Consider the following 26,508-nt stretch of genomic DNA (forward strand, 5'->3'; position numbering starts at 1 on the left):
CCCCAACCTGAAAGTTTAGAATATATTTTACTCAGATTCTATGGAGCAGCATATATAAATCGTCAATCCGGAATCAAACTCCCAGAAAAACTAATGTTTGCTAACGAGAAAGAAACTAAAGAGTTTCAAGCAACATTAAATATGGGAAAAGTTAACGGTACCCGCAACTGTTATTTACAAAAACCAGCAGCAGATGCGCTAAATAGAGCCCGCGCTCAAATCAAAATTCCCCTAATGTCCAGGTATGGTCAAATTAATTGCACTCGTAGTTTTAGTACAACCCTGCGATTATGGAGAAAATACGCGAACAATCGCACACTCGAAAATATACGACAAGGAAAAGAAACCAAAATTCTTAGTATCGTAGCTCCCCCAGGAACCTCACAACACTTATGGGGATTAGCAGTAGATCTAAGGGTAACAAACCAAGCACAGCAAAAAATTCTTAATCAAAATGGTTGGTTCCGCACAGTAAAAAACGATACTCCTCACTGGACTTATATTGGTACTTCACGAGAGGAATTAGCACTTTTAGGATTTAAAAATCAAGTTATTAAAGGTGTTAATTATTGGTTAACACCATTGTAATGACCTCAAACAATTAACTCAAACAGTATAAGTTTATCAGTAAAAAAGTAACGAGTAATAAGTAGAACTAAAGAGCACACTTATTACTCTTTACCCTGAATTTCAAAATGAGTCTGAAATTGTTATAAATGGCAATTTACAATCACTTTACTGGCTCTAATCAGCATCTGAAATTACCTTAATTTCTTTCACCTCTATCTCTAATAATTCTGGAGTTGGATCCACACTATCTTCTTTCTCTTTATCTTCTTCATCTGATTTGATATTTACGACTCCAGAAACTTCTATAGTTTTCTCTGGATCGTATTTAAAATTTTTTTCTTCTGGGATGTCTAAGATAATCTTATCCTTACCATTATCTGTAAAGACATATTCTGCTTCTCCTTCTTGTTGACTCAGTATCTTACCACGAAGTTTCACTTCCATATCATCTTTTGGTGAAGCTAATACTTTGGAAACACTAGTAAGCTCTGCTTGTGCAAGTGCAGAGAGACTCACTAAAAAGCTACTAACAGTTGCGAGGGAAATTGCACTAATTGTTACAAAAAATTTCATGATTTTGAATTTAAAATTGAATATTTTCCAAGGAGATTATAACTTTAACTATAACTTTGTATGATTTAAAAACTTCAGTAAAATAATCAGATACACAGCATTATCATTAATTAATTAGACATATTTATATATATCAGTTGTTTTGGAGCAAATATTTTATTTGAATTGTAATTACCATTTATATGGTGTGCTATAAATTACAATTTTTATTTTAGATACAAATAGAATAAATTAGCCCTGAGGAGTTGTTAAATTAACTAATTACTGACTAGACTTAGAATAAATCTATGTCTGGAGTGGTAGTAGTGGGTTTATTTGATGATTTAAGTCAATTTCTAGAAAACCGTTTAGAAGAATTCTTACGTAATAATCCCCATTTGGAATTAGAAGCGCTGCTAGAACAGCTACGCAAGCAAGAAGAAGACACTTTAAAATTAATTGCAGACTTGCAATTACAAGAAAAGCGATCGCAAGATGATATTCTCACAACCGCTCAAGAAATTCAAAAATGGCATACTCGAATCGCAAAAGCTAAAGCAGCAGGTAGAGTAGACTTGCTAGGTGCAGCACAACAAAGAGAAGCAGCATTGTTACGTCAAGGAAATCAGCTTTGGGGACACATGCAAGGTATTAAAGAACGTATAACCCAAGCAAAAGATCTACTGCGGAAAGTACAACAACGACGACAGGAAGTACAAACAAAAGCATCCCAAGCACAAGCTCAAAGGTCTGCAACTCAATCGCAGCAGCGTTTTGAAACTACTGGTTGGTGGAATTCAAGCAACAATAATTTTTCTGGATATGACGAACTCGAAGATAAATTCCGTAATTGGGAAATAGAAGACGAGTTAGAACAGATGAAGCGTAAGAAAGGAAAATAAGAGTTTTTATTTATCATTTCTCTATTAATTCCAATCCCCAATACCTAGTCTCCCAATCTCTAATCTCCAATTCCGATCGCAGAAAAGATTATTCATATAATTTTTATCTACTTTTATAGTGATTATGTTCGCAACCGATACATTATCTCAAATGGTTTTGCGTTTATTATTAAGTGCGTATTACCAAGTTTGAGTGTCGCTTCAATCGGTAAGCAAGTCCTCAAGAGCTTCGGACATGGGAACAAATATATTTTTAGATATTTTAAATAGCCTGCAACTTTTGTTTGTGGGATATACACCTGCTGCTGCATTTGGTATTGCGATCGGGATTTTAATTGGTATTAACCGCCTGATTTATCAAATATGTAAGCGACTATTCCAAATTCCCCATAGTGTAACTCCCATCGCTTTTCTACCTTTAGCTCTAATTCTCCTCAGACAACCAGAACCCGCGTCAATTGTTGTGGTATTTGTTGGTTCCTTGTGGACAATTATCGTTCAAACAGCAGCAGGCGTACAAGCTTTTCGCAATCGCGGTAATAATTTACAACTGGCGATCGAATATATATTTTATGCCTTAAGACAAGGTATTTGGGTTGCTTGGTTTGCAGTAATTGCAACAGAAATGTTAACTGGTGGTAGTGGTGTAGGCTTTTTGTTATGGGATGCTTACAATAATGGCAATATTAACTATATTATTGAAGCGATCGCCTATATTGGTACCATCGGTTTTTTGCTAGACCAAATCTTGGAGCTAACAGCATTTCTCGTTTCAAAGCTTCTACCAAAACCCAAAGAAGTTGATGAGTAAGAATAGATTAAACTTCTAGTGATTTCTTATAGTCAAAGCTTCATTATATTGCTGCAATTTATTTTTTGAATTTACTAAGAACCTTCCAACTGGGAAGAAACAGCTTCATTTACGGTAGAGTTTTCTCGCTCTAATGCTTCAAGCTGTAACTGTTCTGAGGATCCTTCAAGTGCAGTATCGCTTGAATTACTCAAATACGGAGCAACTAATCTGTTGTAATTGGAAGCAACTGCTAAAAATGCTCCACCTAAAATATAAATCGGTAGTGGTAAAGATAATTCTTTCACCCAGTCAAAGAATTCTGCTAAAGCAAATAACACAAAAAAGCAAGCAAGCCAAACCCTCATAAATCTAACTCCTCAGATTCAAATCTCTTTACTTATAGCGTAGATAGGTCGCATATTAATTGATGCTTGCTATATCGACAATTACAAAATACTAATTTCATTGTGCCAGAAAGACTTTGAGCAAATCCAAATCACCTGTTATTCCTAGCGGTAGAAAGTTTTTAATTGATTGATAAGGGAAAGGGTGGGAAGAGGAGGAGAGATTCTTGTAGATAATCTTCTGTGGGTAGAGATGGGAAAATTACCATTTAGAGAATAATTGCCATTATTTATCAGTTAATCAATATTTTCACAACCTTCTAAGGTTGATATGAATTCTGCTTGCTAATTTGGGAAAAATGTAATTAGTAGAATCACCCATTCTTGTATGCATTTATTTTAAAGCAGAATGAGTCATCCCAACCCCGAGCATCCAATCTATACAAGTGATTCCTCCGATGAGAAAGCTGTTCTTATCAAATTATTCTCCTCATGGTCAAATGCTTTTGTGAGGATAACCCAAGTAAGCAACAATATGAGTTTGAACCAAAAAATTAAATCTGTTTATATCTTTATTGTTGGTATTGCTATCTTGGGAATTACTGTTAGTTTTGCAATTGGTGACTATTATTATTATCGCGCCAAACAACAAAAAATTAAAATTACTCAAGAGCATCGTTTACTAAATAAATTAAGACATACAGCCTTTGAGATCCAAAGTACTACAGGAATTCCTTCTTCTATCCAAACTTTTTCTACCAAAAAAATAGAAAATCTACGTAAAACAAAATTAGTCGCAATTGAAGGTCATACAAAAGTCAAATCAGCTTTGGATAAATTCAATAATTATCCACATTATTTATCTATTCCAGAAACAAAACAAATACTAACTAAATACAGAAATACAATTGAAGAAATATCTCAAAATTTAGATGAGATATTAAATCAAATTGAACTTTTAAAGTCTAACTCTAATACAATCTCTCAAGCACCAAAAAATTTGGCTGATTTTTCAGCAAGCGACGCTAACAAAAATTTATTAGATATCGCAGATGATTTAGCATTAATCATTAACCTCGCCGAGAAAAAAGAAGAGGAAGCAACTGTTGAATTAATAAAGGCTGAGTTCTCAAGGATAATCATTATTTCTACGGGAATATGTTTAAGTATAATTAATGCTTATTTATTAATATCTTACACAGCTAAAGCAATTACTTATCCCTTAGAAGAAATAAAAATTTTTGCTCAAAAAGCTGCAGAAAAATCTGCAGAAGAATCAGATTTAACAGTGGAATTATCTACTAAAAATCAGAATGAGTTGGGAGAGATAGCTAATTACCTTAATCAAATAGTTAGTAAAATGAAAAATTTGATTATAGCGAATAAAGAAGCAAAACAAGCATGTGATTTAGCCAATCAAGCTAAAAGAAGATTTATGGCAAATATTAGTCACGAGCTTCTTACACCTCTAAATGGGATTCTAGGATATACTCAAGTTCTTCATAATTCTCCAAATATTACACAGAAGGAAAAAAGAGGCATTAAAGTAATTCATAAATGTGCCGATAATTTACTAACATTAATTAATGATATTATCGACTTTTCTAAAATCGAATCAAATACAATTAAACTAAATATTTCAGATTTTAATCTCCGATATTTATTAGAAGAAATAATAGATACATATAAAATAAAAGCTAAACAAAAAAATATTTCATTTTTCTACGATATCCCAGATAATTTACCCTTAGGAATCACTACAGATAGGCAAAAATTACGGCTAGTAATTATTAACTTACTTAGTAATGCATTGAAATTTACCGAACAAGGAAGTATTACATTACAAGTCAGAATTAGCAATTTTACAGCTTCTGAGATTAAAATTCAGTTCGCTGTTCGAGATACTGGGATAGGAATTAGTGAAGATAATTTAGAAAAAATTTTTTTACCCTTTGAAAAGGTAGTAGATTCTAAAACTTATAAAGATGGTACGGGATTAGGATTATCTATCAGCCAAAAAATGGTTGAACTTATGGACAGTTGTCTAAAAGTAAATAGTGAATTGGGTAAAGGTAGTAAATTTACGTTTGAAATCACATGTTCTGTTATTGAAAACTATAAAGAAATAAACATCCCTAGTAAAACTAGAAAAATTATTGGTTATTCCGGAAAAGAAAAAACAATTCTTATTATCGATAACCTCTGGAAACATCGTTCTTTAATTATTAATATTTTAGAACCACTTGGATTTTTTCTTATTGAAGCTGAAAATGCTCGAGAGGGGTTAGAAAAAGTGAAACAATATCAGCCTGATCTAATTATTTCGGATATATATATGCCGATTTTAGATGATTGGGAAATACGTTCCTACATGGATAGTTATCAAAATTTGGGAAATATACCATTTATCTTAACTTCTGCAAGTATTTTGGAGGGAAGAAAAGACAAAATAAATAACTCAGAATTAAGAAATTTTTTGATAAAGCCTATACAGAGTGAGGAGCTATATAGGTTTATTGAAAGAAAACTCAATATTAGTTGGAAATATGCAAATTCAGATAATTTACTAGAAGATAATTTAAATATAGACCAACATAAATCAATCATTTTCCCTCCATCATCCGAACTAATTATGCTTTTAGATTATGCAAAAAAAGGACAAATAAAAGGAATGATTCAAGAGCTAGAAAAAATAGCAAACATTAATGGTGATTATCAAGATTTTGTAAACCATCTAAACTTATTATTGAAAGATTTTAATATCAAAAATATTCGTAGTTTTCTTAAACAAAATATTCAGAAATAATAATTTACAATTATCGAATTATTTTAGAGATTATTTTAATTTTTACATGAAATATGGAGGACATAAAATATATGGAATTTGAAACTGCGCATATAAATGAATTATCTCAATGCCATAATGAAAACCACAATCATTTAAAAACTATTTTAGTAGTTGATGATAGCCCAACCAATTTAGAAGTTTTATACGAAACATTGAGTTATGCAGGTTATGAAGTACTTGTAGAAATGGATGGTTTGAGTGGGATAGAACAAGTAAATCAAAATCCACCCGATCTAATACTTTTAGATGTGATGATGCCTAAAATAGATGGTTTTGAAACTTGTCGTCAACTTCAAGCGAATCCAGCGACTAAAGATATTCCAATTATTTTTATTACAGCTCTAACCGAAGCAGAAGAAAAGCTCAAAGGTTTAACACTAGGTGCTGTAGACTATATCACTAAACCTTTTCAACAAGAAGAAGTATTAGCCCGAGTAAAACTACACTTAAAACTACGATATTTAAACCTAGAATTAACCCTACAAAAACAACAATTAGAAGATAGAGTCAAAGAAAGGACAGCAGAACTTTCCCAAGCGCTAGAAGAACTCAAACAAACTCAATTAAAACTTATCCAGAGCGAAAAAACTTCCTCCTTAGGTCAAATTGTAGCTGGAGTATCTCATGAAGTTAATAATCCAGTTGGCTTAATTTCGACTAATTTATATTATGCCAATCAGTATATTCAAGACTTAATCGATTTAGTAAAAATCTATCAAAATAAATTTCCTGATGTCGGTATAGAGATCTCAGAAAAAATCGATAGCATGGATTTACCACATATTTTACAAGACTTACCTAAATTACTTTCATCTATGAAACTAGGAACTGATAATATTCGTGGGATAATACAATCTTTACAAAATTTTTCTCGTGCAGATGGAGTAGAAAAAAAATATATTGATATCCATGAAGGAATTGAAACTACCTTGATGATTTTGCAGTATAGAATCAAAGCACAAACAAAACGTCCTCCGATTAAAGTAATCAAACAATATGGTAACTTACCAAAAGTTGGATGTTACCCGGGACAGTTAAATCAAGTATTTATGTATTTACTAAATTATGTAATTGATGGATTAGAAAAATCATACATTCATAACCATAATTTATTAGAAAACAAAACAGATCCTGTTGGCGATAAATTAGCACAAGTATTAAACCTACAAATAAAAATTACTACCGATCTAGATAAAGAAAATATAACTATCAAAATTGAAAATAATGCTTTCACTTTGTATGACTCCAAGGTAGATGGAATCATACAAAATTTTGCGAATATCTTTAAGGAAGAACAAAATAATTTGGGATTTTCTATTAGTAGAGAATTAATAGTAGAAAAGCATGGTGGTAGCTTGGAATACATTCACTGCGAAGCTACAGGTATCCATTTTGTTATTAAGATACCATTAATACATATTTATTAAAAAAATGAAAAAAATATCAAATGTTATATCTAAAACAAGTAAACTTTACCTTATTTTCTGAGAAAAACAGCAAAAACCATAATCAACAGGAATTTATTAATATTACCCATTATATGTATCTTCAATTGTGATTTTAAATTCTAAAGGAATTTATATTTAGCTAATTATTATAGTAATAATATTTGATTTATTGACAAATTGTAAATTGTCAAACTGTCAAACTACCTATTCCTTAACTTTTCCTAGCTGACAATCTTTATTTTTAGCTTAAAAATAACAACGAGTAATCTTCCCACTCATACCAAAGTGGTTTTACGGAGGATCGGGTTCGTGCATCTACATCTCAATGTAAATGGCAAATAGAAATGACTTCTCGCAATATCAGGGTTGTATCTACTGCCCCATAAATTGAAATCAAGTAAGATATTCTATTGGAGAAAACTCGATTATCTAGCTTATTTCTCTGAATCTGTAGTATTACCAATAAGATTGGTAGTTTGCAGTAATAAACCTCTTACAATGCTTGCCCTGTCATATCTTATGTTCTGTCTAAGTCAAAAAAATAAAAATATCTCATCAAATAGAGATTGGCGACTTAGGAATGGGAAATAGGAATTTAGGATTTAGCCCTTAAAGACTGAAATAATAAATGTCTTAATTACTATCCTTGATTCCTAATTCCCTTTTCATTTATCAGCCTAGTGATTGTTTTGTTATTCCAGATTTTGAATATTTTTTGATACCTATCCTTGGTCGCAATTCACATATACTAACTTATTCTTTTCGGGTGTGTAAAATACTCAATTTAAATAGAAAAATAGTTTATTATTTAAAGCAATAACAGCAGAATATGAAATTAATTTTCGAACTAAACTAATTTAACTTAACTTTCCACTACCTTTTCCCGGCTGACAAGCAATATTTTTAGCTCAACAATATCAGCGTGACAAGCGTTTTGTTGTTGTAGATTGAAGGTCTCAGAGCAACGCATCTACGGGCAGAACGCTCATTAGGAGTCTTAATTGATGCACTTAGATCGTAATTTCCGTTTTCAGCCCGTTCGTACTCTAGTTGCCATTGACCCTAAGATAGAAGACTGGCAAAGTATAGTTTCAAAAATCCTTGGTAAAGCCGAAGTAGTTTTACTTCAACCAAATGAATATGAAGTACAACAAATTACATTAACTTTGCAGGAATACAATCGCCTTAGAAGTCTTCATATTATTTCTCATGGTTCTCCAGGATGTCTGTATTTAGGAAAAAGTCATTTAGGCCTATTTTCTCTCAACCGTTATGCTCCACAGCTAATTACTTGGTCTGTTCCCAATATTATTCTTTATGGTCGTGATGTTGGAGTCGGAGATTCTGGTACTGAGTTTATCCAAAGGTTACATCAGATCACAGGTGCTAATATTGCAGCTTTTACACGCAGAGTAAACCCAGCTTCTTACAATACTTGGCAGTTAGATTATCACTTAGGAAATATTAACCCGGAGTTGGAAGTATTACCAGCGATCCAAAAAAACTATATTGGTTTACTCGGGGTTTAATGAGAACAGGACTTACGCAAAATAAACGTAATTACTTAATTAGGTATGACTAACTCACGCTTTTGTTGGGTAAGTCTTGGAGTGCTTTCATATTAGTGACAATATAGATTAGTAACAAACAGGGCTAGAGCTTAGTAGTAAACACGAATACTATTTGAGACTCAAAAGTGTTTATAAATGAGCTTTTAATCCCAAAAAAAATTCCGAAATACTCCGATTCATTTCTCAAAGAATAGTGGAATCTTGTATTTAAATATGAACGTTAGTCGCAAAATTATTTCGATATAAACGAGATTTATCCCTTAACCTTAATTCACAAATTTAGCTTTTCCTGCGGTCTTCGAAGGGATTTTTATCACAGCACAATATCAAATATAGAACTAAATCAAAAATATCATTTTATTCTTTGGTGATAGAGAACTTCAATACGATACCATAAACTATGTCCGAAAACCTTATAGAGTTATGAGGCAAACGGATAATTGTTTATTTGTGTATAGCTTGAGGTAAATTCAATCAAACATCCAACAGTAACTAATGCGGTTTAAACCAGAAACTATGAAATTCCTCTTGCTAGTTAAATTAAGACTGACCTGCGATCAAGGTCACGTGATCACTAGTGAGACGTAAACTAATACTAAATCCTTAAGAATGAGAGGGGGAAGAGTGGGAAGTACGGGGAAATACCAAAAAATATAAAGGGGTTTTAAAAATCGGATTTGGTATAAACAAGCGCTGTGCAATTTTTAGTTTTGAGCTTTCTCAAGTAAAAACTATCAATCGAGTGTAAGTCCTGAAGAATAATCTTTAAAGCTTTATAAAAACAACACGAGGGATAATGTACAACCACAAAAACTTCTTCAAAAGTTCAACAGAAGAAGATTTATCTGAAGTCCCAATACAACCAAAAGTATTGACTTTAAGCGGGCTTCCTCTTCATGACAAAATAAGTATTAATTCCATCGCTCCGCTTGACTATCATCAATATGAAGAAAAAGACTACTTCAGTTTAAGTATTGATGGTAATCCCATTGAAATCCAATCTTTATCTCGAAAAATTCCCCATACTGCAAGCACCTTAACTCTGGAGTGGTTTACTAAGAATTTCAATGAGACTAATGAATTATTTGTTTCTCCATTTGTAATAGCAATAGTGACGATTATTGGAATTAGAAGTTCTTCTAAAATCGCTAATATTATTCCTGACCCAACTGTCTACGCTTATAGTAATTTTGATTTTACGATTAATGCAATCACTATCTCTGATATTGATGGAGAAAGCTTAATTCTGAGAGCAAAATTAGAACAGGGAGAAGCCTTTCCTACACATAGAAGCTTAATTCCACCCGAGGCAATTTCCCTTATATCTCCATCAGTTCAAGTTTAAATTAACTCAAGCCTATACTCAATACAAAAAGGAAGCTCAAATACATTTTTGTTGGCAAATAGTATAGTTTTATTCATGAAAAAGAGATAATACTATACTAAATACCAGCACTTTCATTAGTGTCAACTATCTATGTAGTAGCTTACAAGGTAATAGATTACGAGTAAGTTGTGATATTTGATAGTCGATGATATTACTTATACGAGTTCCATAAAATTAATTTCAACCCGTGGTCGAATGAGATTATGAATATATCCAATTGGTTGACAATCAGCAGCCTCATTTGCACTTTCTTCTGTCAGTGAGTTAGGACCAAAATGTTCTTCAAAAATTACTTGAGTTTGCTTAAATATAACTTCTAAATTTTTTCTATCTGCAGCACCACGATTGCCAAAATAAGGAAAATGATGAATGAAGTGACCAAATAGCATTTGACAATCTTGGGCATATTTAATTGTATCAATTATGTGAATATGCCAAACTAAATCAATTTCTCGAGATGGGACAAATTGACGATTAGGATATAGGTAAATTAAAGTTAGAAACATTAGATAGCGAGAAATTGCTTGGGTTGTTTTTTCGCGACTCCATCCTAAGCCATTATTATGATTCATTAGTTTATAAGCAATAGGACCTAAGTCGAGTCGCCTTAATTTTTCAGTAAATACTTTCATTTGAGAAGACACAGTTTGCTTGGCAATTAACATAGCTTTTAATTCTAATTACCCTTACATACAGGACAGATTTATGACCTAAGTCTGTGGAAGTATTTGATATTTTTTGATTCGTCATTAATCCTTTTATATCCGGGTTTTTTATAATACAAATATCTATGCACTGAGTATGTAATAAAATTTAAATATCAATAAATGATAAATTTACGTTCTAATCCTATTTAGCTTATTTTGGACTTTATGCGCATGTCATTTATGAGAATTATTAGTATTAATATAAATCACACCACTGGTGTATTATCAAACACATCAAAAGTGTGATAAATCAAGAGACGATTTATTTATCAAAAAGTTAACTTTATAAATTAAATGCTATCAGTTTGATAATGTAAATTATTGAGAGGCTAAGCTATTTTGTACTTTCTGAAAAAGAACCCCTATATCCTAATTTTATTTTCCACTTACACCCCACCAAGCTAAAGCAAAAGGTTGGATTGGCTCGTTATTCTGCTGATTGTATTTGACACGAATTTTATATTTTCCAGTAGCAGGAACCTGACAAAAGATATGTTCGATGTTGTCAACTTTGCTGGTTGAAGCACAGATTTTATTTTTGTTGCTTGATTTTTTGTCTGTAACAAGGTACAAATCTAGATCGTTTAAACCGCGATCACGAAATGTTTCTCCCATATCATACTTCTGATTAATATTCTCATCATTAAGCTCCACTAATCGATTCCAGACTAAAGTAATGGAAACAAAACTATTTTTACGTAGGGGTTGGGAAATTTTATATTCAACATAATTATTCTTCGCGACACTACGATAATCCCAACCTAAAATAGGTACTGTTTCTGCTGGATTCCATTGACCCGCACTAAACTGTTGAAATGCCCGAAATGCATTTAAATGACCGACTCCCATTTGGGAGTTCAAAGGTATATTTTCATTTTTATAAGCATCAGACTCCAGCCAATTTCGATTTTGCTTATCAATCAAAGTTCTTGTCATTCTTAAATGAGAACCATCGCCCTTATCTTTGATTTTTTCTGCTGAGTTGAGCAACACAGCTTTCATTACTTCATGACGACGGGAAGCAAGACTCCAATTATTTCCTTTAGCTCTAAATTGCCGATCGCCAAATTCTTGGAGTAACGCAACAACACCAGTTACATGAGGGGTAGCAAAACTAGTTCCAGTAACTTTTTTGACTTTACCGTCAGGATTGAGCATTTTGATATTAGTCCCTGGTGCGACTACACTTACAGTGCGACGGGTCCCAATGTTGAACTCTTTACCTTCTAATCTTCGATTCATTCCCCGAGTAGGAGTGAGGTTAGAAACATGAACCTTATCAAACATCTCTCTCTGGCGAGAAGAAAAAGCCACATTAACCGCGTTATAATTGTCGGTAGGAATAGGAATTCCTCCTTTTCCTTGATTTCCTGCGACAACATAAAGAACGTTGTGAAATCGAGTCGACCAATCAACACATAAGGTTAGTAAAGCGTTACCATCTAAAACAGCTTCTGGTCTGGGGTCGCGATGTAGTGGTTCCCCAAAACTGAAATTAATTGCCCGGACATCTCCACCATTTTGTAAAGCGATATGCTGTGCTGACAAACATTCATTGGGTTGTCCCATATTTTTTGTGGAACCAATAGCAGAAGAATACAGGCGAGCTTGTGGTGCTACTCCTGGGTAACTTTTATCTTTACTAATCATGATTCCAGCAACGTTGTGAGCATGGGGATCGACGCCACGATTTGATTTTGCCGGTTGGTTACGTTGAAAAACACCCGCGAGGGAAACTGCTCTATTCTTAGATACAGCTTTATCCCAGCCAAACATTCCCGGGCGTCCAATCTCTACTTGACCAATGGAAATTTTATGACCGCTCAAATTGTAGGGAGCTTTGCGTAGCTTTAGTACATCAATTCCACTTCGATTGAGAGAAGTCAAAGCAATTACCGGTATGCTCCATAAAGAAGCTGCTAAACCCCAAAATATCCAGACTTGTCTTTTTAGCATTTGTGTAGCAGACAATTAAGCTAATGATAAAGAAAAACAAACAAAATTAACTGAGATTAATGATTGCCGATTGAGTATCAGGCATTTAAGATATTCATCTTCCCAGTCCCCAGAGGCTAAAGGCTATAACTACGTTACCTATAGCTGCGCTACGTTCCGAACGGATCCGCCGACGCCGCAGGCTCTATGCCGCAAGGCGACACGCAGTGCTATCCCTAGTCGCTAGTATCCAGTCCCCAATTTCCCGACAAATAACTAAATAACTTTTCATTAATGAATTAATTAATCAATGTTTTGTTACAATGCATACAGAAGAGGACGCTTGAATACCCGCTAACCATGACCAATAACTCATCTCAAAAGCCCATTGTAGTTGCTCCATCGATTTTATCAGCGGATTTTAGTCGTCTTGGAGAAGAAATTCGTGCTGTAGATGCAGCAGGAGCAGATTGGATCCACGTCGACGTAATGGATGGTCGTTTTGTACCCAATATTACAATCGGTCCTCTGGTAGTGGAGGCGATTCGTCCAGTCACTCAAAAACCATTAGATGTCCACTTAATGATCGTGGAACCGGAAAAGTATGTTGGAGACTTTGCCAAAGCAGGAGCAGATCATATTTATGTTCATTGCGAGCATAATGCTTCTCCTCACCTACACCGTACTTTGGGACAGATTAAAGAATTGGGTAAAAAAGCAGGAGTTGTTCTCAATCCTGGAACTCCACTTAATTTAATTGAATACAGCTTGGACCTGTGCGATATGGTTTTAATCATGAGCGTCAATCCTGGTTTTGGTGGTCAAAGCTTTATTCCCGGTGTAGTACCAAAAATCCGTCAGTTACGTACTATGTGTGACGAACGCGGACTAGATCCTTGGATAGAAGTAGATGGCGGTTTAAAAGCTAATAATACTTGGCAGGTTTTAGAAGCAGGAGCAAATGCTATTGTGGCTGGTTCCGCTGTATTCAAAGCGGAGGATTACGCTCAAGCAATTGAAGGTATTCGCAATAGTAAACGTCCAGAATTAGCAAAAGCTTCATAATTTGTGTTGATTCACTATTAGCAGCGATAAATACTTAATCAAATTAACTGATCTTGTTGTTCGTAAAGATTATCCCTCTCATAATTCGAGAGGGTTTTTTCTTTTTGCTTCAATTCATTCTTGCCCAATCAGTCCCTTTCCAAATATTGATGCAAAGAATTCCTGCAACTACCGCACCAAGATTCCATTTCACTGCTTTCTTGAGTAAATTTAAACCTCTACTGGATTCTGTAGCTTTTGCTTGACTTTTAATTTTTTGTTTGGCTTGGGATACTTCCCCTAAAAGTCTTTGTTTTAACTTTTCTGGTTCTAGCTCCAAGGAGCGACCTTGGCGTTTGAGCAAATTATCAATTTGTTCTGGTGTAGCCAAATCAATTTGTTTCTTTACTTGTTCGGCACGATTAATCTGTTGTTTTGATAATATATTAATTTGGGTAGAGCTTTGTCTCTGGAGTCTAGCTGCATTAATAACTCCTAAAGGAATGGAGAGTATGTAAACCACTCCCATTACTAAAGCCAACCAAGATAAAACTTTTAATACGGGAAATTCCCAGCGCTTGCGGGAATTCATCTCACCATAAAATACGAATGCTAAACCAATTAAGGGTACTGGAACTCTTTCAACTAATGCACCTATGGTTTGAAACTCCCATGCAGGGTTCATAAAATTTGGTGGCACTAACATTTCTACAACGTCAAACAGTGCCAAGACTAATAAACCATATCCTAAACACCGCAAAATCATTGTTGAACCTTCTTGACTAAAAGCAAAGTCCTGTACTGAAGAAACAAATTTGTCACTATGGGATTTAGTCATCTTTTACACACCAAAAAACAGAAATTTTAATCGTTAATTTTATTACTAATACCAATTTCCTTTGATATTGCTACAGTTCATTTATAAAAGGGAACAAGGAATAGGGAACAGGAAACAGGGGATAAATTTAAATAATTTATGTGTAGCGGTATTTTTTGAAATTGGTATAATTTCAGTAAAATTTGATTCTAAGCTAACGCTCTGACAGGTGAGAGTTCCACTGTTGATACCAAGAAAACCAGGCTTTTTCTAACAATTGATAAGCAAATTCTGGCTTTTGTTCGCCAAGAGGAACTGATAAATGTGCCCACATGCAATGCTTATCTATGCTTGTTCTGCGACCCAATAACCAAGAGATTAAACTTTGTGGTTCCAGAATCGAAAAATACTGATTTTTTTCAAACTGTTCATCAGTAAAGGTAGTAATACCCCCGGAATTCATACAAGTGCTGAGGAAGGCTTCTTGTTTGTCTACTCCAATACCGTAATAACCAATACCTTCTCGCAATCGAACTTCTACAGGAGAAGTAATTCCCAAATATTTTTTGATAAATTTTTCTCCTTTTATGAGTGTTAGATAACGCATTTCAATATCTAAAGATAAATTATTCTGCACATAGCGATAATGCTTTTGTGCAATTATCTCGGGTTGTTTGAGGTTTTTTTCCGATAATTTACCACTCTCAACCTGTTCCCACTGAGGTAAAGATATTTTATTTGGAAAAGCATGGGAAGTCGTAGGTAGCCAAGATTGAACTGGTTGGATGATTGTAATTACCAGGACAATAAGAATGCCAGTAAAATTAATAATTAACAGTAAAATTCGCAGTTTACGCCAGCTAAGCATTACTTTGACGAAGGAGTTACGTCACCATTTTTTGATTTATCTTGTCCCAGGATAAACCAACAAAATAACCCAAATACAGAAACAGCAATGGTCGAAAATAGTAGGGAACCATCGCCATGATGCCAATATTCAAAGGCTTCTTGGTTATCCCCTTTAAGGATTACAACCATTAGAGCAACTCGTGCTGCGTTAACAACAAATCCTATAATGGCAGCAACAATAGGTAAGAATATTTTTGGTAGCCTATTGAGGGGAAATATGATTATAAACAAAATCCCCAAACCCAACATATGAAGAATTTGCTCTGAACCCGAACAACCACTAGCAACTTCTATACTTTGATTTGCAGAAGGTAAATGAATATAAACTCCAGAACGAAGCACATCAAAACCTGTATACCACAGCAAAAAAGCTGATAGTTTTGCAGTTATTGGAGACAGAAAAGTATTAATTAAACTCAAAGGTAATAGTTTTGGTAACCCAAGAATAAACAAGGCAAATAATTCACCAGCATATTGTCTCAAACCTTTAAAACCAGAAGCTAATAAAGCACAAGCAAAAGCATAAACGAATGGAGAAAGGTATAAAAAACCACCAAAGCTAGTCATGGAAGCACTTTTTAATAAAAGTAAAGCAATTAGAGAAAAACCGAAGAAACTGGAGAAAATATCGCTTTCTAGATTCAGGTCATTACGTTTTTCCCAAATCAAAAAACCGATCGCCGTCCAAAATAAAATACTCGTCCCTAGGAGACTGGAATTATTGGATTTCCAAACCAAGTTTAGGTGAATGGCAATCAAACCAATACCTGTCGCAAGTAAGCAGTATTGGAGCAGCTTAAGTTTGGCGATTACCATATCATGCAACTTGATTTTCATAAAAATAACGCAGAGATCCTAAACTCTGTTTCCATTTTCAAACAAAATGGTGAGACCTTGCAGCCTCTAAGTATAATTCCGGTAAAAAATTGCAAATCCGGATATTCACTAGTGATTAAAATCACTTTGTTTAATTGATTTAAATACATGTTTAATCTAATTAGTGGGGAGCGATACCAAAATTTGTAACACTTCAATCGGAACAAAAAAATTACTAACTACTGTCGCAGGAGATTTGATGTTTAACAGGATTTGGCTCTTGAAAGCATACTTTTGCAATCATTATCGCCCATTTTGGCAAGCTTATTTTATGTTTAGAATTTATGAAATAGCTAGGTTAATTAATACAAATGTCTACTATCAGGCTAATAATTATAGTTCTAGATTGCCAAAACTAAAAAACTCCACATAAAGTAAAAAAGAATTAAAGTAGAGAAGAGCAAAAATAAATCTAATTGCAATTCAATTATAGGAATTTTGCAATTCCTTGCAAAGAACAAGATGCAACATCTCAAAACATCTAGGCGTTTTTGAGTAATACTGTTAATCGGAAGTTTTACAGATAAATTAGAAAAATATGGAAGTTAGAGCAAACAATACAAATTTTTTAGAGTGGAAAGGAGATGCTTTAGCCATCGGATTATTTGAAGATGCCACCGAATTAACTGGAGAATTAGCTAGTTTAGATGAAAAATTAGGCGGTATTTTAAAAGAAATAATTACAGAAGAAGAATTTAAAGCTAAAGCAGGTAGTTCTATTTTTATTAGAGTTCCCGGAGCCAGCCCAATTAAAAAATTATTAGTTATTGGTTTGGGAGCGATACAAAACATAACACTAGAAACACTGAGAAAAGCAGCAGCCACAGCCGCACGAAATGCAAAAAAACAAAAGTGTAAAACTTTAGCAATTAGTTTTCCCTATGGCGAACATGATGCTGAAGGTGTCACCCAAGCCCTAGCAGAAGGAGTGCAATTGGCACTTTATCAGGATAATCGCTTTAAGTCAGAACCAGAAACCAAAGAAACACAGGTAGAAGAAATAGATTTATTGGGTTTAGCAGATAATGAAGCTGCTATTATCAAAGCAAATCAAATTTGTTCGGGAGTATTTTTGGCGAGACAACTTGTTGCAGCACCTGCCAATGAATTGACGCCAGTTACAATGGCAGAAATTGCCCAAGAAATTGCCTCAACCCATAACTTAGAGTTAGAAATCCTGGAACAAGAAGATTGTGAAAAATTAGGGATGGGTGCTTTTTTAGGAGTAGCAAAAGCTTCCGATTTACCACCCAAGTTTATCCATCTGACTTACAAGCCCCAAGCAACCCCAAGACAAAAGTTAGCAATTATCGGTAAAGGGTTAACTTTTGACTCTGGTGGATTGAATATTAAAGGTGCGGGTAGCGGCATTGAAACCATGAAAATTGACATGGGTGGTGCGGCTGCTACATTGGGTGCAGCTAAAGCCATTGGTCAACTCAAACCCGATGTAGAGGTTCACTTTATTTCAGCTGCAACTGAGAATATGATTAGCGGTCACGCTATGCACCCCGGTGATATCCTCAAAGCTTCCAATGGTAAAACTATTGAGGTGAACAATACAGATGCAGAAGGTCGTTTGACTCTGGCTGATGCTTTAGTATTTGCGGATAAATTGGGTGTAGATGCAATTGTTGACTTGGCAACATTAACTGGTGCTTGTGTTGTAGCTTTGGGTAATGACATTGCTGGTTTATTTACTCCCAGTGATGACTTAGCCTCGGAACTAGAAAAAGCAGCCCAAGGTGCAGGGGAAAAAATTTGGCGCATGCCGATGGAAGATAAGTATTTTGAAGGTCTCAAATCTGGTATTGCTGACATGAAAAATACTGGACCTCGGGCTGGAGGTTCCATTACTGCAGCCTTATTTCTCAAACAGTTCGTCAAAGATACCGTTGATTGGGCGCATCTTGATATTGCTGGGACTGTTTGGGCAGATAAAGAAAATGGTTACAATAGTCCCGGAGCAACAGGTTTTGGGGTACGAACCCTGGTTCACTGGGTCTTGAGTAAATAAAGCATTAACTACTCCGCTTATACTTTTGTCCTCATTTTGTATAAGCGGAGGAATAAACTTTACCGATGTTCTAGACCGTTAGCATTTGCTTCTTACGAATAAGAATTTAATAATCTGTAACTATTAAATTTGAAATGGTGCGTTATGCAATGCTAATAGCACCTACTTTTGTACCTTATTTAATCCGTATTCTTAGTGTAACCACAGGTGAATCATAGCTTCTAACTTCTGACTCCTGACTCCTAACTCCTGACTCCTGACTTCTGACTCCTAACTCCTGACTCCTGCTGTGCTGACGCCCCACTGCGTTAACGCTCGTTAGAGCGCGGTCTGTCCTGACTCCTCATACATACCTTTACAAATCCTCGTAATAAGCTTGAATTATTTCGTAGAGATCGATATCTTTTTCCAACAAACAAGCATGTCCGCTGTCCGGTAAGATAAAAACTTGGCTGTTGGGAAAAATATCTGCGAGAAGCTCAACCTCAGTTACTGATGGTAGTAAGCGATCGCTAGCACTCCCAATCAACAAAATATGCTGCTGTATTTGAGTCAATTCTTCCATGTCAATAGAAAAATGTCTCAGTAAAGATACGCGCCAATTAACTGTTTGAGAAGGTACAGAGCGAATAACTCTGAGAACATCTTGGCGGTCTGTAGCAGAAATTCTTGTTAAACTCACTAAAAAGGGCAAAAATCCAAGAGCACCAAATGTATACACAGCAGATGGAACTAGGTCTAACATTTGGGATGCCCAATTCAACCAAGGTAAACGATGAAAACTCGAAGCCGGATTAACTAAAATAATTCGACTAAACAAATGGGGAGCTTCCACCAATACTTTCATTGCTAAACAGCCACCAAAGGACTCACCACATAAATACACAGATGTTCGAGGTTGACTTTGCAGTTCTGCTTTCACTAAATCTACCAGGTCGCTAGTTAATTTGTCCCAACCACTTTGGTCGGTAGGCGGAATTGCCAGACAACGAATATCAAAACTATTTTCTAAAGCAGCTGTTTGCGTGCGCAATAATCTTCCACTACCATCCATCCCTGGCAAATAAATAAACAGGGGATATTCTTTTTGAATTACTTTTGGAGTGATAAAGTAGGGTTTAAATTCTTTTTCTGGTAGAGCCATTATTATATATTTGACACCTATTAAATGATGACTTTTAAAACACTAATTAGTCATATAGTAAACATTTTTAAAATAAATTTAGTTAGATACTAAATTCTAAAAAAAATATACTTTAATTACGCCTTTATTCTGACAATTTATTGTTCTATAATCCCCAATAACTGAGGATTGATAAAAGGAGAAATTTTACTTACTCGTTCTGATTTTTATTCTAAGATTGAATGGACAATACAATATGGAAGACCAACAATAATCACAACACAAGAAAAAATTCTCAAAAATACCTCCAACCAACTAGAACAAAGACTTTATTTACTGGAAAATCTCTAGCTTTTGAATAAAACAAATAAGTATTATTTTCTGCTAATAATGTCACTGTAAATGCTAAATTCGCAAAATATCCAGGTGTGGAGCTAATACTACACAAACGCTCAGGTTTCCTAAACAAGCTATTTCTCTTTCTTTCTTCCCTTCGACAATCTTTGCAAATTTCCACAAGGTTATAAGGACACCAATCATTTTCCAGTACTCGGAGAGAGCCAAGTTTTGCGGTAACTATTTCTCCCGAGAGTGAGTATTTACTCCATATCCCAATGAAAAACACAACGAGTCTCTCTTCCTAGGAGCTACATAACACTTGGCAAGTCTAGATCGTCCGCCATAGTGGCTAATCGATACTGAAAGTTTAAACTCCTAAGGAATGAGATTCTTAAAGATAGGGAGCATTTTCCTTGAAAACACACCTACTAATAATCGATAAATATCTAGACGACTATTTAAACTCATGTATTTGCGATTATTTAGACATTAATCAAATTTATCAATCTATCTTTTATTTTAAGTTTTACATTTCTTCAATTTATGAAGGACTCTCTTAAGGTAGAAGTATCTTATCTGCTGCGGAGGGAAAATTTATCCATATAAGAATAATTTGTATTCCCAATAACAATAATTCCTGTTGTTGACTTTCAGGGTTATATCACTATCAATGATTTCTTATTTTTCGGCATAAATTAACTGATTTTATACTTATTACAAAAAGAATAGACTTAATAAATTTGCTAGTATTAAGGAGTTGGTTGAAAATGCAATAGCATTATTATATAATGGCGTGGTTTTATCTGCGTAACTATAGATAGAAAACGGTTTTAATAAGTTGTTTTTTTATTTTGCATGAATCTAGTGGAAAAAACAGAAAAAATATTTGCTCTCACAACACCTTTATATTATGTAAATGGTCTACCTCACATCGGCAGTGCCTACACAACAATGGCAGCAGATGCGATCGCAAGATTTCAGAGATTATTGGGAAATCAAGTTTTATTAGTGACGGGGACAGATGAGCATGGGCAAAAAATTCAACGTACTGCCCAAACAAAAAACTTAGAACCACAGGTTTTTTGCGATCAAGTTTCTGCAGAGTTTTCCTCTTTATGGAAATTACTAAATATTCAATATGACCGCTTTATTCGTACTACCGACTCACGGCATGAGGTAATAGTTAAAGATTTTTTTAAACGTGTTTGGGATAATGGGGATATTTATTTAGGCGAACAAAAGGGTTGGTATTGCGTATCCTGCGAAGAATTTAAAGAAGAAAGAGATTTATTGGAGGGAAAACGTTGCCCCATTCATACTAATAAAGAAGTTGAGTGGCGAGACGAACAGAACTACTTTTTTAAATTATCTAAATATCAAGAAAAACTCGAACATTTATACCAGCATCACCCTGATTTTATCCAGCCGGAAAGTCGTCGCAATGAAGTTCTGAATTTTGTTAAGCAAGGACTACAAGATTTTTCTATATCGCGGGTCAATATGGATTGGGGATTTGAAGTACCAGTCGATCCTAAGCATACCCTTTACGTCTGGTTTGATGCTTTGTTGGGGTATGCAACAGCATTATTAGACCCGGATGAGGAAGCAGGATTAGAAAAGGCTTTGCAAAAATGGTGGCCAATAAAATTGCACTTGCTTGGTAAAGATATTCTGCGTTTTCATGCTGTATATTGGCCAGCAATGTTAATGTCCGCCGGTTTAAACTTGCCGCATAAAGTATTTGCCCACGGTTATTTGACTAAAGATGGTCAAAAAATGGGAAAAACTCTTGGTAATACAGTTGATCCCATAACATTAGTCGAACGTTATGGTAGTGATGCCATTCGTTATTACTTTCTTAAGGAAATTGAATTTGGTAAAGATGGCGATTTTAATGAAGTTAGATTCATTAACGTATTAAATGCAGATTTGGCCAATGATTTAGGAAATCTACTCAACCGCACCTCCAACATGGTGAAAAAGTATTGTGGAGGTAACTTACCACCAATTACTGCGGAAGATATACCTGTGGAAAATCTTTTAAAAGCGATTGGTTTAGATTTGGGTTCTCAAGTCAAAGTTGCTTACCAAGACCTGGCATTTGATCGAGGTTGTGAAGCTGTTTTGGCTCTGGTAAGAGCTTGCAATAAATTTATTGACGAGCATGCACCTTGGTCATTATACAAACAAGGACAACAGGATGCCGTAGAAAAAATCTTGTATGCGGTTTTGGAGTCAGTAAGACTCTCAGCATACCTTTTGTCTCCAATTATCCCAGATACCAGTAATAAAATTTACCAGCAATTAGGTTTTCAGGTAAACTTTAACGACCAAACCCAAACAGCAATTACTACACCTTTTGCCGTTCACTCACAGTGGGGTGTATTAAGCAACAAGCAAAAGTTGGGTAAGCCCCAGCCGGTCTTTAAAAGAATAGAAATACCTAAAAACGATTAAATTTTAATTTATTACTCATCTCTAATTTATCGGGTCTAATTTATCGGGTCCAATCTATCGAGTCCAATCTATCCAGTTCAATTTATCGAGTTTAATTTGTCGGGGCTGAGTTAATTAGCCCTGAAAGATTATCATAAAGCGCTCTTACTTAAGTCTGAAATCTAGATAAAAGTATCTAATACTACATAAATAAAAATGAGGTATGAAAATGATGTTGAATAACCTGGAACACGACTCAATATTCACGCCAGAACAGGTGTTAGAAAATCGCGGTCGAGTTGCAATTTTTATTGACGGTTCCAATTTATTTTATGCCGCCCTCCAATTAGGAATCGAGATTGATTACACTAAATTATTGTGTAGGTTAACTGGTGGCTCTAGATTACTACGCGCTTTTTTTTATACTGGAGTTGACCGAACCAATGAGAAACAACAGGGTTTTTTGTTGTGGATGCGTCGGAATGGTTATCGGGTTATTGCCAAAGATTTAGTTCAATTACCAGATGGCTCGAAAAAAGCTAATTTGGATGTAGAAATTGCAGTTGATATGATGGCATTAGTAGATTCTTATGATACCGCAGTATTAGTTAGTGGTGACGGAGATTTAGCATATGCTGTTAACTCTGTAAGTTACAGAGGTGTGCGTGTAGAGGTCGCAAGTTTGAGGTCTATGACTAGTGATAGTTTAATTAACGTTAGCGATCGCTATATTGACCTGGAAGCAATTAAAGAAGATATTCAAAAAACACCCCGTCAAACCTATCCTTATCGTCAATTATCAGAAATGGGTTTTTTAGATGAAGCTCCAACTATAAGTGACGAACACTTGGAAATCCCAGAATGAAGTGTTATCAACAAAACAGAAAAAAAACCATCTGGGGAATAAGCAAATTTATTTTATTTTCCCTTACCAAGTTATTTAATATCAAAGATTTATGCAAATTATCTTTGAGTTTTTTGCTTTTAATTGGATTATTTGCTTGTAGCGGTCAAACAGAACCAGAAAAAGAACTAGAGAAAACTGAATCGTCAACTCCAGGGGATGAAGAAAGTAAATTAACTTTCTTTGATGTTACTTTGGAACAAGCTGATGATAAGGGTAAACCAATTTGGAAGGTAGACGCAAAGCAAGCGAAATATACCAAAGAAAAGCAAATTGCTGAGGTAGAAAAACCATATGGTGAATTATACCAAGATGGCAAAGTTGTTTACCAAGTAAAAGCCCAAAAAGCTAATATTAAACAGGACGGAAAACAGTTATTTCTTGAAGGGAATATTGTCGCTACCGATCCTAAAACCGGAGCAGTACTCAAAGGTAACGAACTTGAGTGGCGTCCTCAAGAAGATTTATTAATTGTTCGCAAACAGCTCAATGGTATCCACAAACAAGTACGAGTAATAGCTAAAGAAGCCAGAGTTAAAACTCGCGAACAACGTATGGAACTATTTGGTGGGGTAGTAGCTAACTCAACTGAGCCAAAACTGCAATTGCGAACCGAAGAATTAACTTGGAAAATTAACGAAGAAAAACTACTCGGTAAACGTCCGATTCAAATCGATCGCTACAAAAAAAATCGTATTACTGACCGTGGTAGGGGAAATTCTGCTGAAGTCAACTTAAAAACGAAAGTAGTTTCAATCACTAAAAATGGTCAGCTAGAATTACTCGAACCACCGATCCAAGTCGCAAGTGACTACATGAACTGGAACTTAAACTCAGAAGTAGTTGATACCAAAGCTCCAGTCACAGTAGTTCATAACAAAGAAAATATGACAGTAACTGCCGATCGAGGTAAGTTGGAATTGCCGAAAAATACAGTTTATTTAACAGGTAACGTTAATGGTGTGGGACAGCGCAATCAGTCAATTAAGTCCCAAAATATGACTTGGTATCTGGATAAAGAATTAGTTGAAGCACAGGGGAATGTTGTTTATCGTCAAATCGATCCACCCTTAACATTTTCTGGAGATAAAGCATCTGGAAACTTAGAACAACAAAATATTGTGGTTAGTGGTGGTGCTAAACGCAGTCGGGTAATAACGGAGGTTATTCCACAACCAAAGCCGTAATTTTTTGGAGATTGGCGACTGGCGACTGGGGATTGGCGATTGGGTAAATAAATTATTCCGATCTAAACCAATCTTTCAGTGTTGTTCAATCTCTTCATAAATAATTGTCAAAATTCTTATCCCATTACTCATTACCCATTACTAATTACCCATTACCCATTCCCGAATTACCAACCAACTTATCAATAATTTCATTGCGACTAGTTGCACCTAAATCGGGTAAGGAATCTGCACCACCATGGGGAGTAACAGCAGAAGGAACACTAGGTGCTTTTTCTAATTGTTTGACGAGGGCTTGTAATAGTAAATCCTGTCTTTGTCGAAACGATGAAATATAAGGACCCCGGTTAATAATTGCAAACCAAACCAAACCGCGATCGCGAGTTGGCATTACCCCTGCTAAAGCACTGACATCTCGAAGAGTACCGGTTTTCATCGCCGTAGCTTCTGGAAGCTTACGGGAATGCATAGTTCCCCTTCGATCAAAACCCGCAGTGGGGAATAAATCCGCAATTGTCAGGTTTTTTTTCATGGCTATTCGATGTAGAGCCATTAACATGGCAGAAGCTGCACGAGGAGAAACGCGATTTTCTACCCCTAATCCAGAACCGTTAATCAACTGAATTTCTTGCAATGGAACTCTTGCAAGCTTTGCTGCCACTGATTGTACAACTTCTGCTCCCCCAACATAATCTGCCAACATTTGCGCCATGTGGTTGTTACTGAAAACATTCATTTCTTTTACAATACGCCTTAAGGGTAGAGAGCGATGGCGAATTAGTAAAGTTTGTTGAGGGCTTGGCTGTTCTAATAGTTTGACCTTTCCAACAATTATCACTTCAGGCTTGGGAGTACCAGAGGGCATAATCGAATATTGAATAGCTGTCCGACGGGACCAACTTGCATGATGAAGTGAATGCTTGAGTACTTGACCTGCTAACTGCGGATTGCGCTGAAAATTCATCGCAAAATTACCTTTAATTAGCAAGTTTCCTTCAACCCGTTTAATACCCATGTGGTTAAGGGCATTCCCTAAGGTAATTGCTTCTTCCGACACAAATAAAGGATCGCCACCGCCAGTAATAACCAGATCGCCCTTTAGAACCCCATTTTCCACCGCTCCTGTAGCTCCAACCAAAGTTTCAAATTGATAATCCAATCCCAATTTACTTACAGCAGCTAAAGATGTTGCTATTTTTGTCAATGAGGCAGCAGGTAATGGCGTTGTACCTTGGTGATTTGCCATTAACATCGGTCCTGACTGCATCCAAACACCTTGGGAATTTGTCAGATCGTTGGTAATCAGCTTGCGATCAATTAGTTCTTTAAGATATTCCTTTACTGTATTAACCCCCGTTGGATTTGGATCGGTCGCAAGAACTAAGCCAGGGCTACTTTGCCAAGCCAAAACATCTAACGCATCTATTGGCTTGACATCTACTCCAGCCATTTCCAGCCAAAGTGAAAACAGACCTGAACCCAGTAATTCCAGCATTTTTCATTCCTCTTTTTGGAGAAAGCAAGTTTTTCCTGTGCTAATATACAGTCTTTTTTGATCCCACTCAGGATGTAGTAATAATAAAAGGTGTTTACCTTCTACGGAAGAGGTACGGGTAACAATTTTACGCTAACAATTCCGAGCTTAAAGATAATTTTAATAAATAGGACATAAATATCGACACTATATGAAGTTTATATATCAGGACTTACGCAAGTGTCACAATTGGTGGTTGGTGCGTGACGCTATAAGTCTGATTCTTACGTTCAGATATTTTCACAGCGTCACACACCCTACAGGA

Annotated in this window: 21 protein-coding genes; 12 read left to right on the forward strand and 9 right to left on the reverse strand. The window is 35.3% G+C overall.

Annotated elements, in window-relative coordinates:
- A partial coding sequence (locus QNJ50_RS21410) for a D-alanyl-D-alanine carboxypeptidase family protein (protein ID WP_300639148.1) occupies window positions 1–588 on the forward strand: 588 nt, incomplete at its 5' end.
- Between the two features lie 156 nt (window positions 589–744).
- Here the strand turns inward: QNJ50_RS21410 and QNJ50_RS21415 are convergent.
- Window positions 745–1,143, reverse strand: a complete 399-nt coding sequence (locus tag QNJ50_RS21415) for a NirD/YgiW/YdeI family stress tolerance protein (protein WP_300639151.1) — start codon at window positions 1,141–1,143, stop codon at window positions 745–747.
- A gap of 305 nt (window positions 1,144–1,448) precedes the next feature.
- Between QNJ50_RS21415 and QNJ50_RS21420 the strand changes: the two genes are divergently transcribed.
- Together QNJ50_RS21420 and QNJ50_RS21425 are read left to right on the forward strand one after the other, a co-directional pair.
- Window positions 1,449–2,024 carry a TIGR04376 family protein gene (locus QNJ50_RS21420; RefSeq protein ID WP_300639203.1) on the forward strand — a complete coding sequence of 192 codons (576 nt, stop codon included), beginning with the start codon at window positions 1,449–1,451 and terminating at the stop codon, window positions 2,022–2,024.
- A gap of 235 nt (window positions 2,025–2,259) precedes the next feature.
- Window positions 2,260–2,835, forward strand: a complete 576-nt coding sequence (locus tag QNJ50_RS21425) for a nitrate transporter (RefSeq protein ID WP_300639154.1) — start codon at window positions 2,260–2,262, stop codon at window positions 2,833–2,835.
- A 74-nt stretch (window positions 2,836–2,909) separates the two neighbouring features.
- Here the strand turns inward: QNJ50_RS21425 and QNJ50_RS21430 are convergent, their stop codons facing one another.
- Window positions 2,910–3,182 (reverse strand): hypothetical protein, encoded by a 273-nt coding sequence (locus tag QNJ50_RS21430; RefSeq protein WP_300639157.1) that lies wholly within the window; start codon window positions 3,180–3,182, stop codon window positions 2,910–2,912.
- Window positions 3,183–3,570: 388 nt separating this feature from the next.
- Between QNJ50_RS21430 and QNJ50_RS21435 the strand changes: the two genes are divergently transcribed.
- The 4 genes from QNJ50_RS21435 to QNJ50_RS21450 all read left to right on the forward strand — a co-directional run bounded on the left by QNJ50_RS21435 (window position 3,571) and on the right by QNJ50_RS21450 (window position 10,373).
- Window positions 3,571–5,967 (forward strand): ATP-binding protein, encoded by a 2,397-nt coding sequence (locus tag QNJ50_RS21435; RefSeq protein ID WP_300639159.1) that lies wholly within the window; start codon window positions 3,571–3,573, stop codon window positions 5,965–5,967.
- Between the two features lie 71 nt (window positions 5,968–6,038).
- The gene (locus QNJ50_RS21440; protein ID WP_300639162.1) at window positions 6,039–7,436 is read left to right on the forward strand and encodes a response regulator; all 1,398 of its coding nucleotides are present in this window, start codon (window positions 6,039–6,041) and stop codon (window positions 7,434–7,436) included.
- A 1,025-nt stretch (window positions 7,437–8,461) separates the two neighbouring features.
- Entirely contained in the window at window positions 8,462–8,986 is a 525-nt protein-coding gene (locus QNJ50_RS21445) for a DUF4347 domain-containing protein (RefSeq protein ID WP_300639165.1), read from the forward strand.
- Window positions 8,987–9,824: 838 nt separating this feature from the next.
- Window positions 9,825–10,373: a hypothetical protein gene (locus tag QNJ50_RS21450; protein ID WP_300639168.1), complete on the forward strand. Its 549-nt coding sequence runs from the start codon at window positions 9,825–9,827 to the stop codon at window positions 10,371–10,373.
- Between the two features lie 197 nt (window positions 10,374–10,570).
- Here QNJ50_RS21450 and QNJ50_RS21455 read toward each other — a convergent pair whose 3' ends face one another.
- Window positions 10,571–11,080: a glycine-rich domain-containing protein-like gene (locus tag QNJ50_RS21455; protein ID WP_300639171.1), complete on the reverse strand. Its 510-nt coding sequence runs from the start codon at window positions 11,078–11,080 to the stop codon at window positions 10,571–10,573.
- Between the two features lie 417 nt (window positions 11,081–11,497).
- Window positions 11,498–13,078, reverse strand: a complete 1,581-nt coding sequence (locus QNJ50_RS21460) for a S8 family serine peptidase (RefSeq protein WP_300639174.1) — start codon at window positions 13,076–13,078, stop codon at window positions 11,498–11,500.
- A 339-nt stretch (window positions 13,079–13,417) separates the two neighbouring features.
- On the opposite strand from QNJ50_RS21460, the gene rpe reads away from it, so the two are divergent.
- Entirely contained in the window at window positions 13,418–14,122 is a 705-nt protein-coding gene (gene rpe / locus QNJ50_RS21465; protein WP_300639177.1) for a ribulose-phosphate 3-epimerase, read from the forward strand.
- A 109-nt stretch (window positions 14,123–14,231) separates the two neighbouring features.
- On the opposite strand, the gene QNJ50_RS21470 is transcribed toward rpe, so the two are convergent.
- From QNJ50_RS21470 to crtA, 3 genes are all read right to left on the reverse strand, one after another.
- Entirely contained in the window at window positions 14,232–14,939 is a 708-nt protein-coding gene (locus QNJ50_RS21470) for an HpsJ family protein (RefSeq protein WP_300639180.1), read from the reverse strand.
- 193 nt (window positions 14,940–15,132) lie between these two features.
- Window positions 15,133–15,786: a cyanoexosortase A system-associated protein gene (locus QNJ50_RS21475; protein WP_300639183.1), complete on the reverse strand. Its 654-nt coding sequence runs from the start codon at window positions 15,784–15,786 to the stop codon at window positions 15,133–15,135.
- Window positions 15,786–16,664, reverse strand: coding sequence for a cyanoexosortase A (crtA, locus tag QNJ50_RS21480; RefSeq protein ID WP_300639186.1), 879 nt, complete (start codon window positions 16,662–16,664; stop codon window positions 15,786–15,788). The genes QNJ50_RS21475 and crtA overlap by 1 nt, the downstream gene beginning before the upstream one ends.
- Before the next feature lie 577 nt (window positions 16,665–17,241).
- On the opposite strand from crtA, the gene QNJ50_RS21485 reads away from it, so the two are divergent.
- Complete coding sequence (locus QNJ50_RS21485; RefSeq protein ID WP_300639189.1) at window positions 17,242–18,720, forward strand: leucyl aminopeptidase; 1,479 nt, start codon at window positions 17,242–17,244, stop codon at window positions 18,718–18,720.
- A gap of 355 nt (window positions 18,721–19,075) precedes the next feature.
- On the opposite strand, the gene QNJ50_RS21490 is transcribed toward QNJ50_RS21485, so the two are convergent.
- The gene (locus QNJ50_RS21490) at window positions 19,076–19,864 is read right to left on the reverse strand and encodes an alpha/beta hydrolase (protein WP_300639192.1); all 789 of its coding nucleotides are present in this window, start codon (window positions 19,862–19,864) and stop codon (window positions 19,076–19,078) included.
- Window positions 19,865–21,037: 1,173 nt separating this feature from the next.
- Here QNJ50_RS21490 and metG point away from each other — a divergent pair.
- From metG to lptC, 3 genes are all read left to right on the forward strand, one after another.
- A complete protein-coding gene (metG, locus tag QNJ50_RS21495; RefSeq protein WP_300639195.1) occupies window positions 21,038–22,639 on the forward strand; it encodes a methionine--tRNA ligase in 1,602 nt (533 codons plus the stop codon).
- 211 nt (window positions 22,640–22,850) lie between these two features.
- On the forward strand, window positions 22,851–23,483 hold the full coding sequence (locus QNJ50_RS21500; protein WP_300639206.1) for an NYN domain-containing protein: 633 nt from the start codon (window positions 22,851–22,853) through the stop codon (window positions 23,481–23,483).
- Window positions 23,480–24,709: an LPS export ABC transporter periplasmic protein LptC gene (gene lptC / locus QNJ50_RS21505; protein ID WP_300639198.1), complete on the forward strand. Its 1,230-nt coding sequence runs from the start codon at window positions 23,480–23,482 to the stop codon at window positions 24,707–24,709. The genes QNJ50_RS21500 and lptC overlap by 4 nt, the downstream gene beginning before the upstream one ends.
- A 145-nt stretch (window positions 24,710–24,854) precedes the next feature.
- Here the strand turns inward: lptC and QNJ50_RS21510 are convergent, their stop codons facing one another.
- Window positions 24,855–26,204: a D-alanyl-D-alanine carboxypeptidase gene (locus QNJ50_RS21510; RefSeq protein ID WP_300639200.1), complete on the reverse strand. Its 1,350-nt coding sequence runs from the start codon at window positions 26,202–26,204 to the stop codon at window positions 24,855–24,857.
- Window positions 26,205–26,508 lie beyond the last annotated feature (304 nt).

This window comes from Mastigocoleus sp. MO_188.B34, from assembly GCF_030065675.1.
GTDB lineage: Bacteria > Cyanobacteriota > Cyanobacteriia > Cyanobacteriales > Nostocaceae > Mastigocoleus.

Excerpts from the sequence above, each read along its gene's own strand:
- QNJ50_RS21415 (WP_300639151.1), bottom strand. The coding sequence starts at position 1,143 with ATGAAATTTTTTGTAACAATTAGTGCAATTTCCCTCGCAACTGTTAGT.
- QNJ50_RS21425 (WP_300639154.1), top strand. The coding sequence starts at position 2,260 with ATGGGAACAAATATATTTTTAGATATTTTAAATAGCCTGCAACTTTTG.
- QNJ50_RS21430 (WP_300639157.1), bottom strand. The coding sequence starts at position 3,182 with ATGAGGGTTTGGCTTGCTTGCTTTTTTGTGTTATTTGCTTTAGCAGAA.
- QNJ50_RS21435 (WP_300639159.1), top strand. The coding sequence starts at position 3,571 with ATGAGTCATCCCAACCCCGAGCATCCAATCTATACAAGTGATTCCTCC.
- QNJ50_RS21440 (WP_300639162.1), top strand. The coding sequence starts at position 6,039 with ATGGAATTTGAAACTGCGCATATAAATGAATTATCTCAATGCCATAAT.
- QNJ50_RS21445 (WP_300639165.1), top strand. The coding sequence starts at position 8,462 with ATGCACTTAGATCGTAATTTCCGTTTTCAGCCCGTTCGTACTCTAGTT.
- QNJ50_RS21450 (WP_300639168.1), top strand. The coding sequence starts at position 9,825 with ATGTACAACCACAAAAACTTCTTCAAAAGTTCAACAGAAGAAGATTTA.
- QNJ50_RS21455 (WP_300639171.1), bottom strand. The coding sequence starts at position 11,080 with ATGTTAATTGCCAAGCAAACTGTGTCTTCTCAAATGAAAGTATTTACT.
- QNJ50_RS21460 (WP_300639174.1), bottom strand. The coding sequence starts at position 13,078 with ATGCTAAAAAGACAAGTCTGGATATTTTGGGGTTTAGCAGCTTCTTTA.
- rpe (WP_300639177.1), top strand. The coding sequence starts at position 13,418 with ATGACCAATAACTCATCTCAAAAGCCCATTGTAGTTGCTCCATCGATT.
- QNJ50_RS21470 (WP_300639180.1), bottom strand. The coding sequence starts at position 14,939 with ATGACTAAATCCCATAGTGACAAATTTGTTTCTTCAGTACAGGACTTT.
- QNJ50_RS21475 (WP_300639183.1), bottom strand. The coding sequence starts at position 15,786 with ATGCTTAGCTGGCGTAAACTGCGAATTTTACTGTTAATTATTAATTTT.
- crtA (WP_300639186.1), bottom strand. The coding sequence starts at position 16,664 with ATGAAAATCAAGTTGCATGATATGGTAATCGCCAAACTTAAGCTGCTC.
- QNJ50_RS21485 (WP_300639189.1), top strand. The coding sequence starts at position 17,242 with ATGGAAGTTAGAGCAAACAATACAAATTTTTTAGAGTGGAAAGGAGAT.
- QNJ50_RS21490 (WP_300639192.1), bottom strand. The coding sequence starts at position 19,864 with ATGGCTCTACCAGAAAAAGAATTTAAACCCTACTTTATCACTCCAAAA.
- metG (WP_300639195.1), top strand. The coding sequence starts at position 21,038 with ATGAATCTAGTGGAAAAAACAGAAAAAATATTTGCTCTCACAACACCT.
- QNJ50_RS21500 (WP_300639206.1), top strand. The coding sequence starts at position 22,851 with ATGTTGAATAACCTGGAACACGACTCAATATTCACGCCAGAACAGGTG.
- lptC (WP_300639198.1), top strand. The coding sequence starts at position 23,480 with ATGAAGTGTTATCAACAAAACAGAAAAAAAACCATCTGGGGAATAAGC.
- QNJ50_RS21510 (WP_300639200.1), bottom strand. The coding sequence starts at position 26,204 with ATGCTGGAATTACTGGGTTCAGGTCTGTTTTCACTTTGGCTGGAAATG.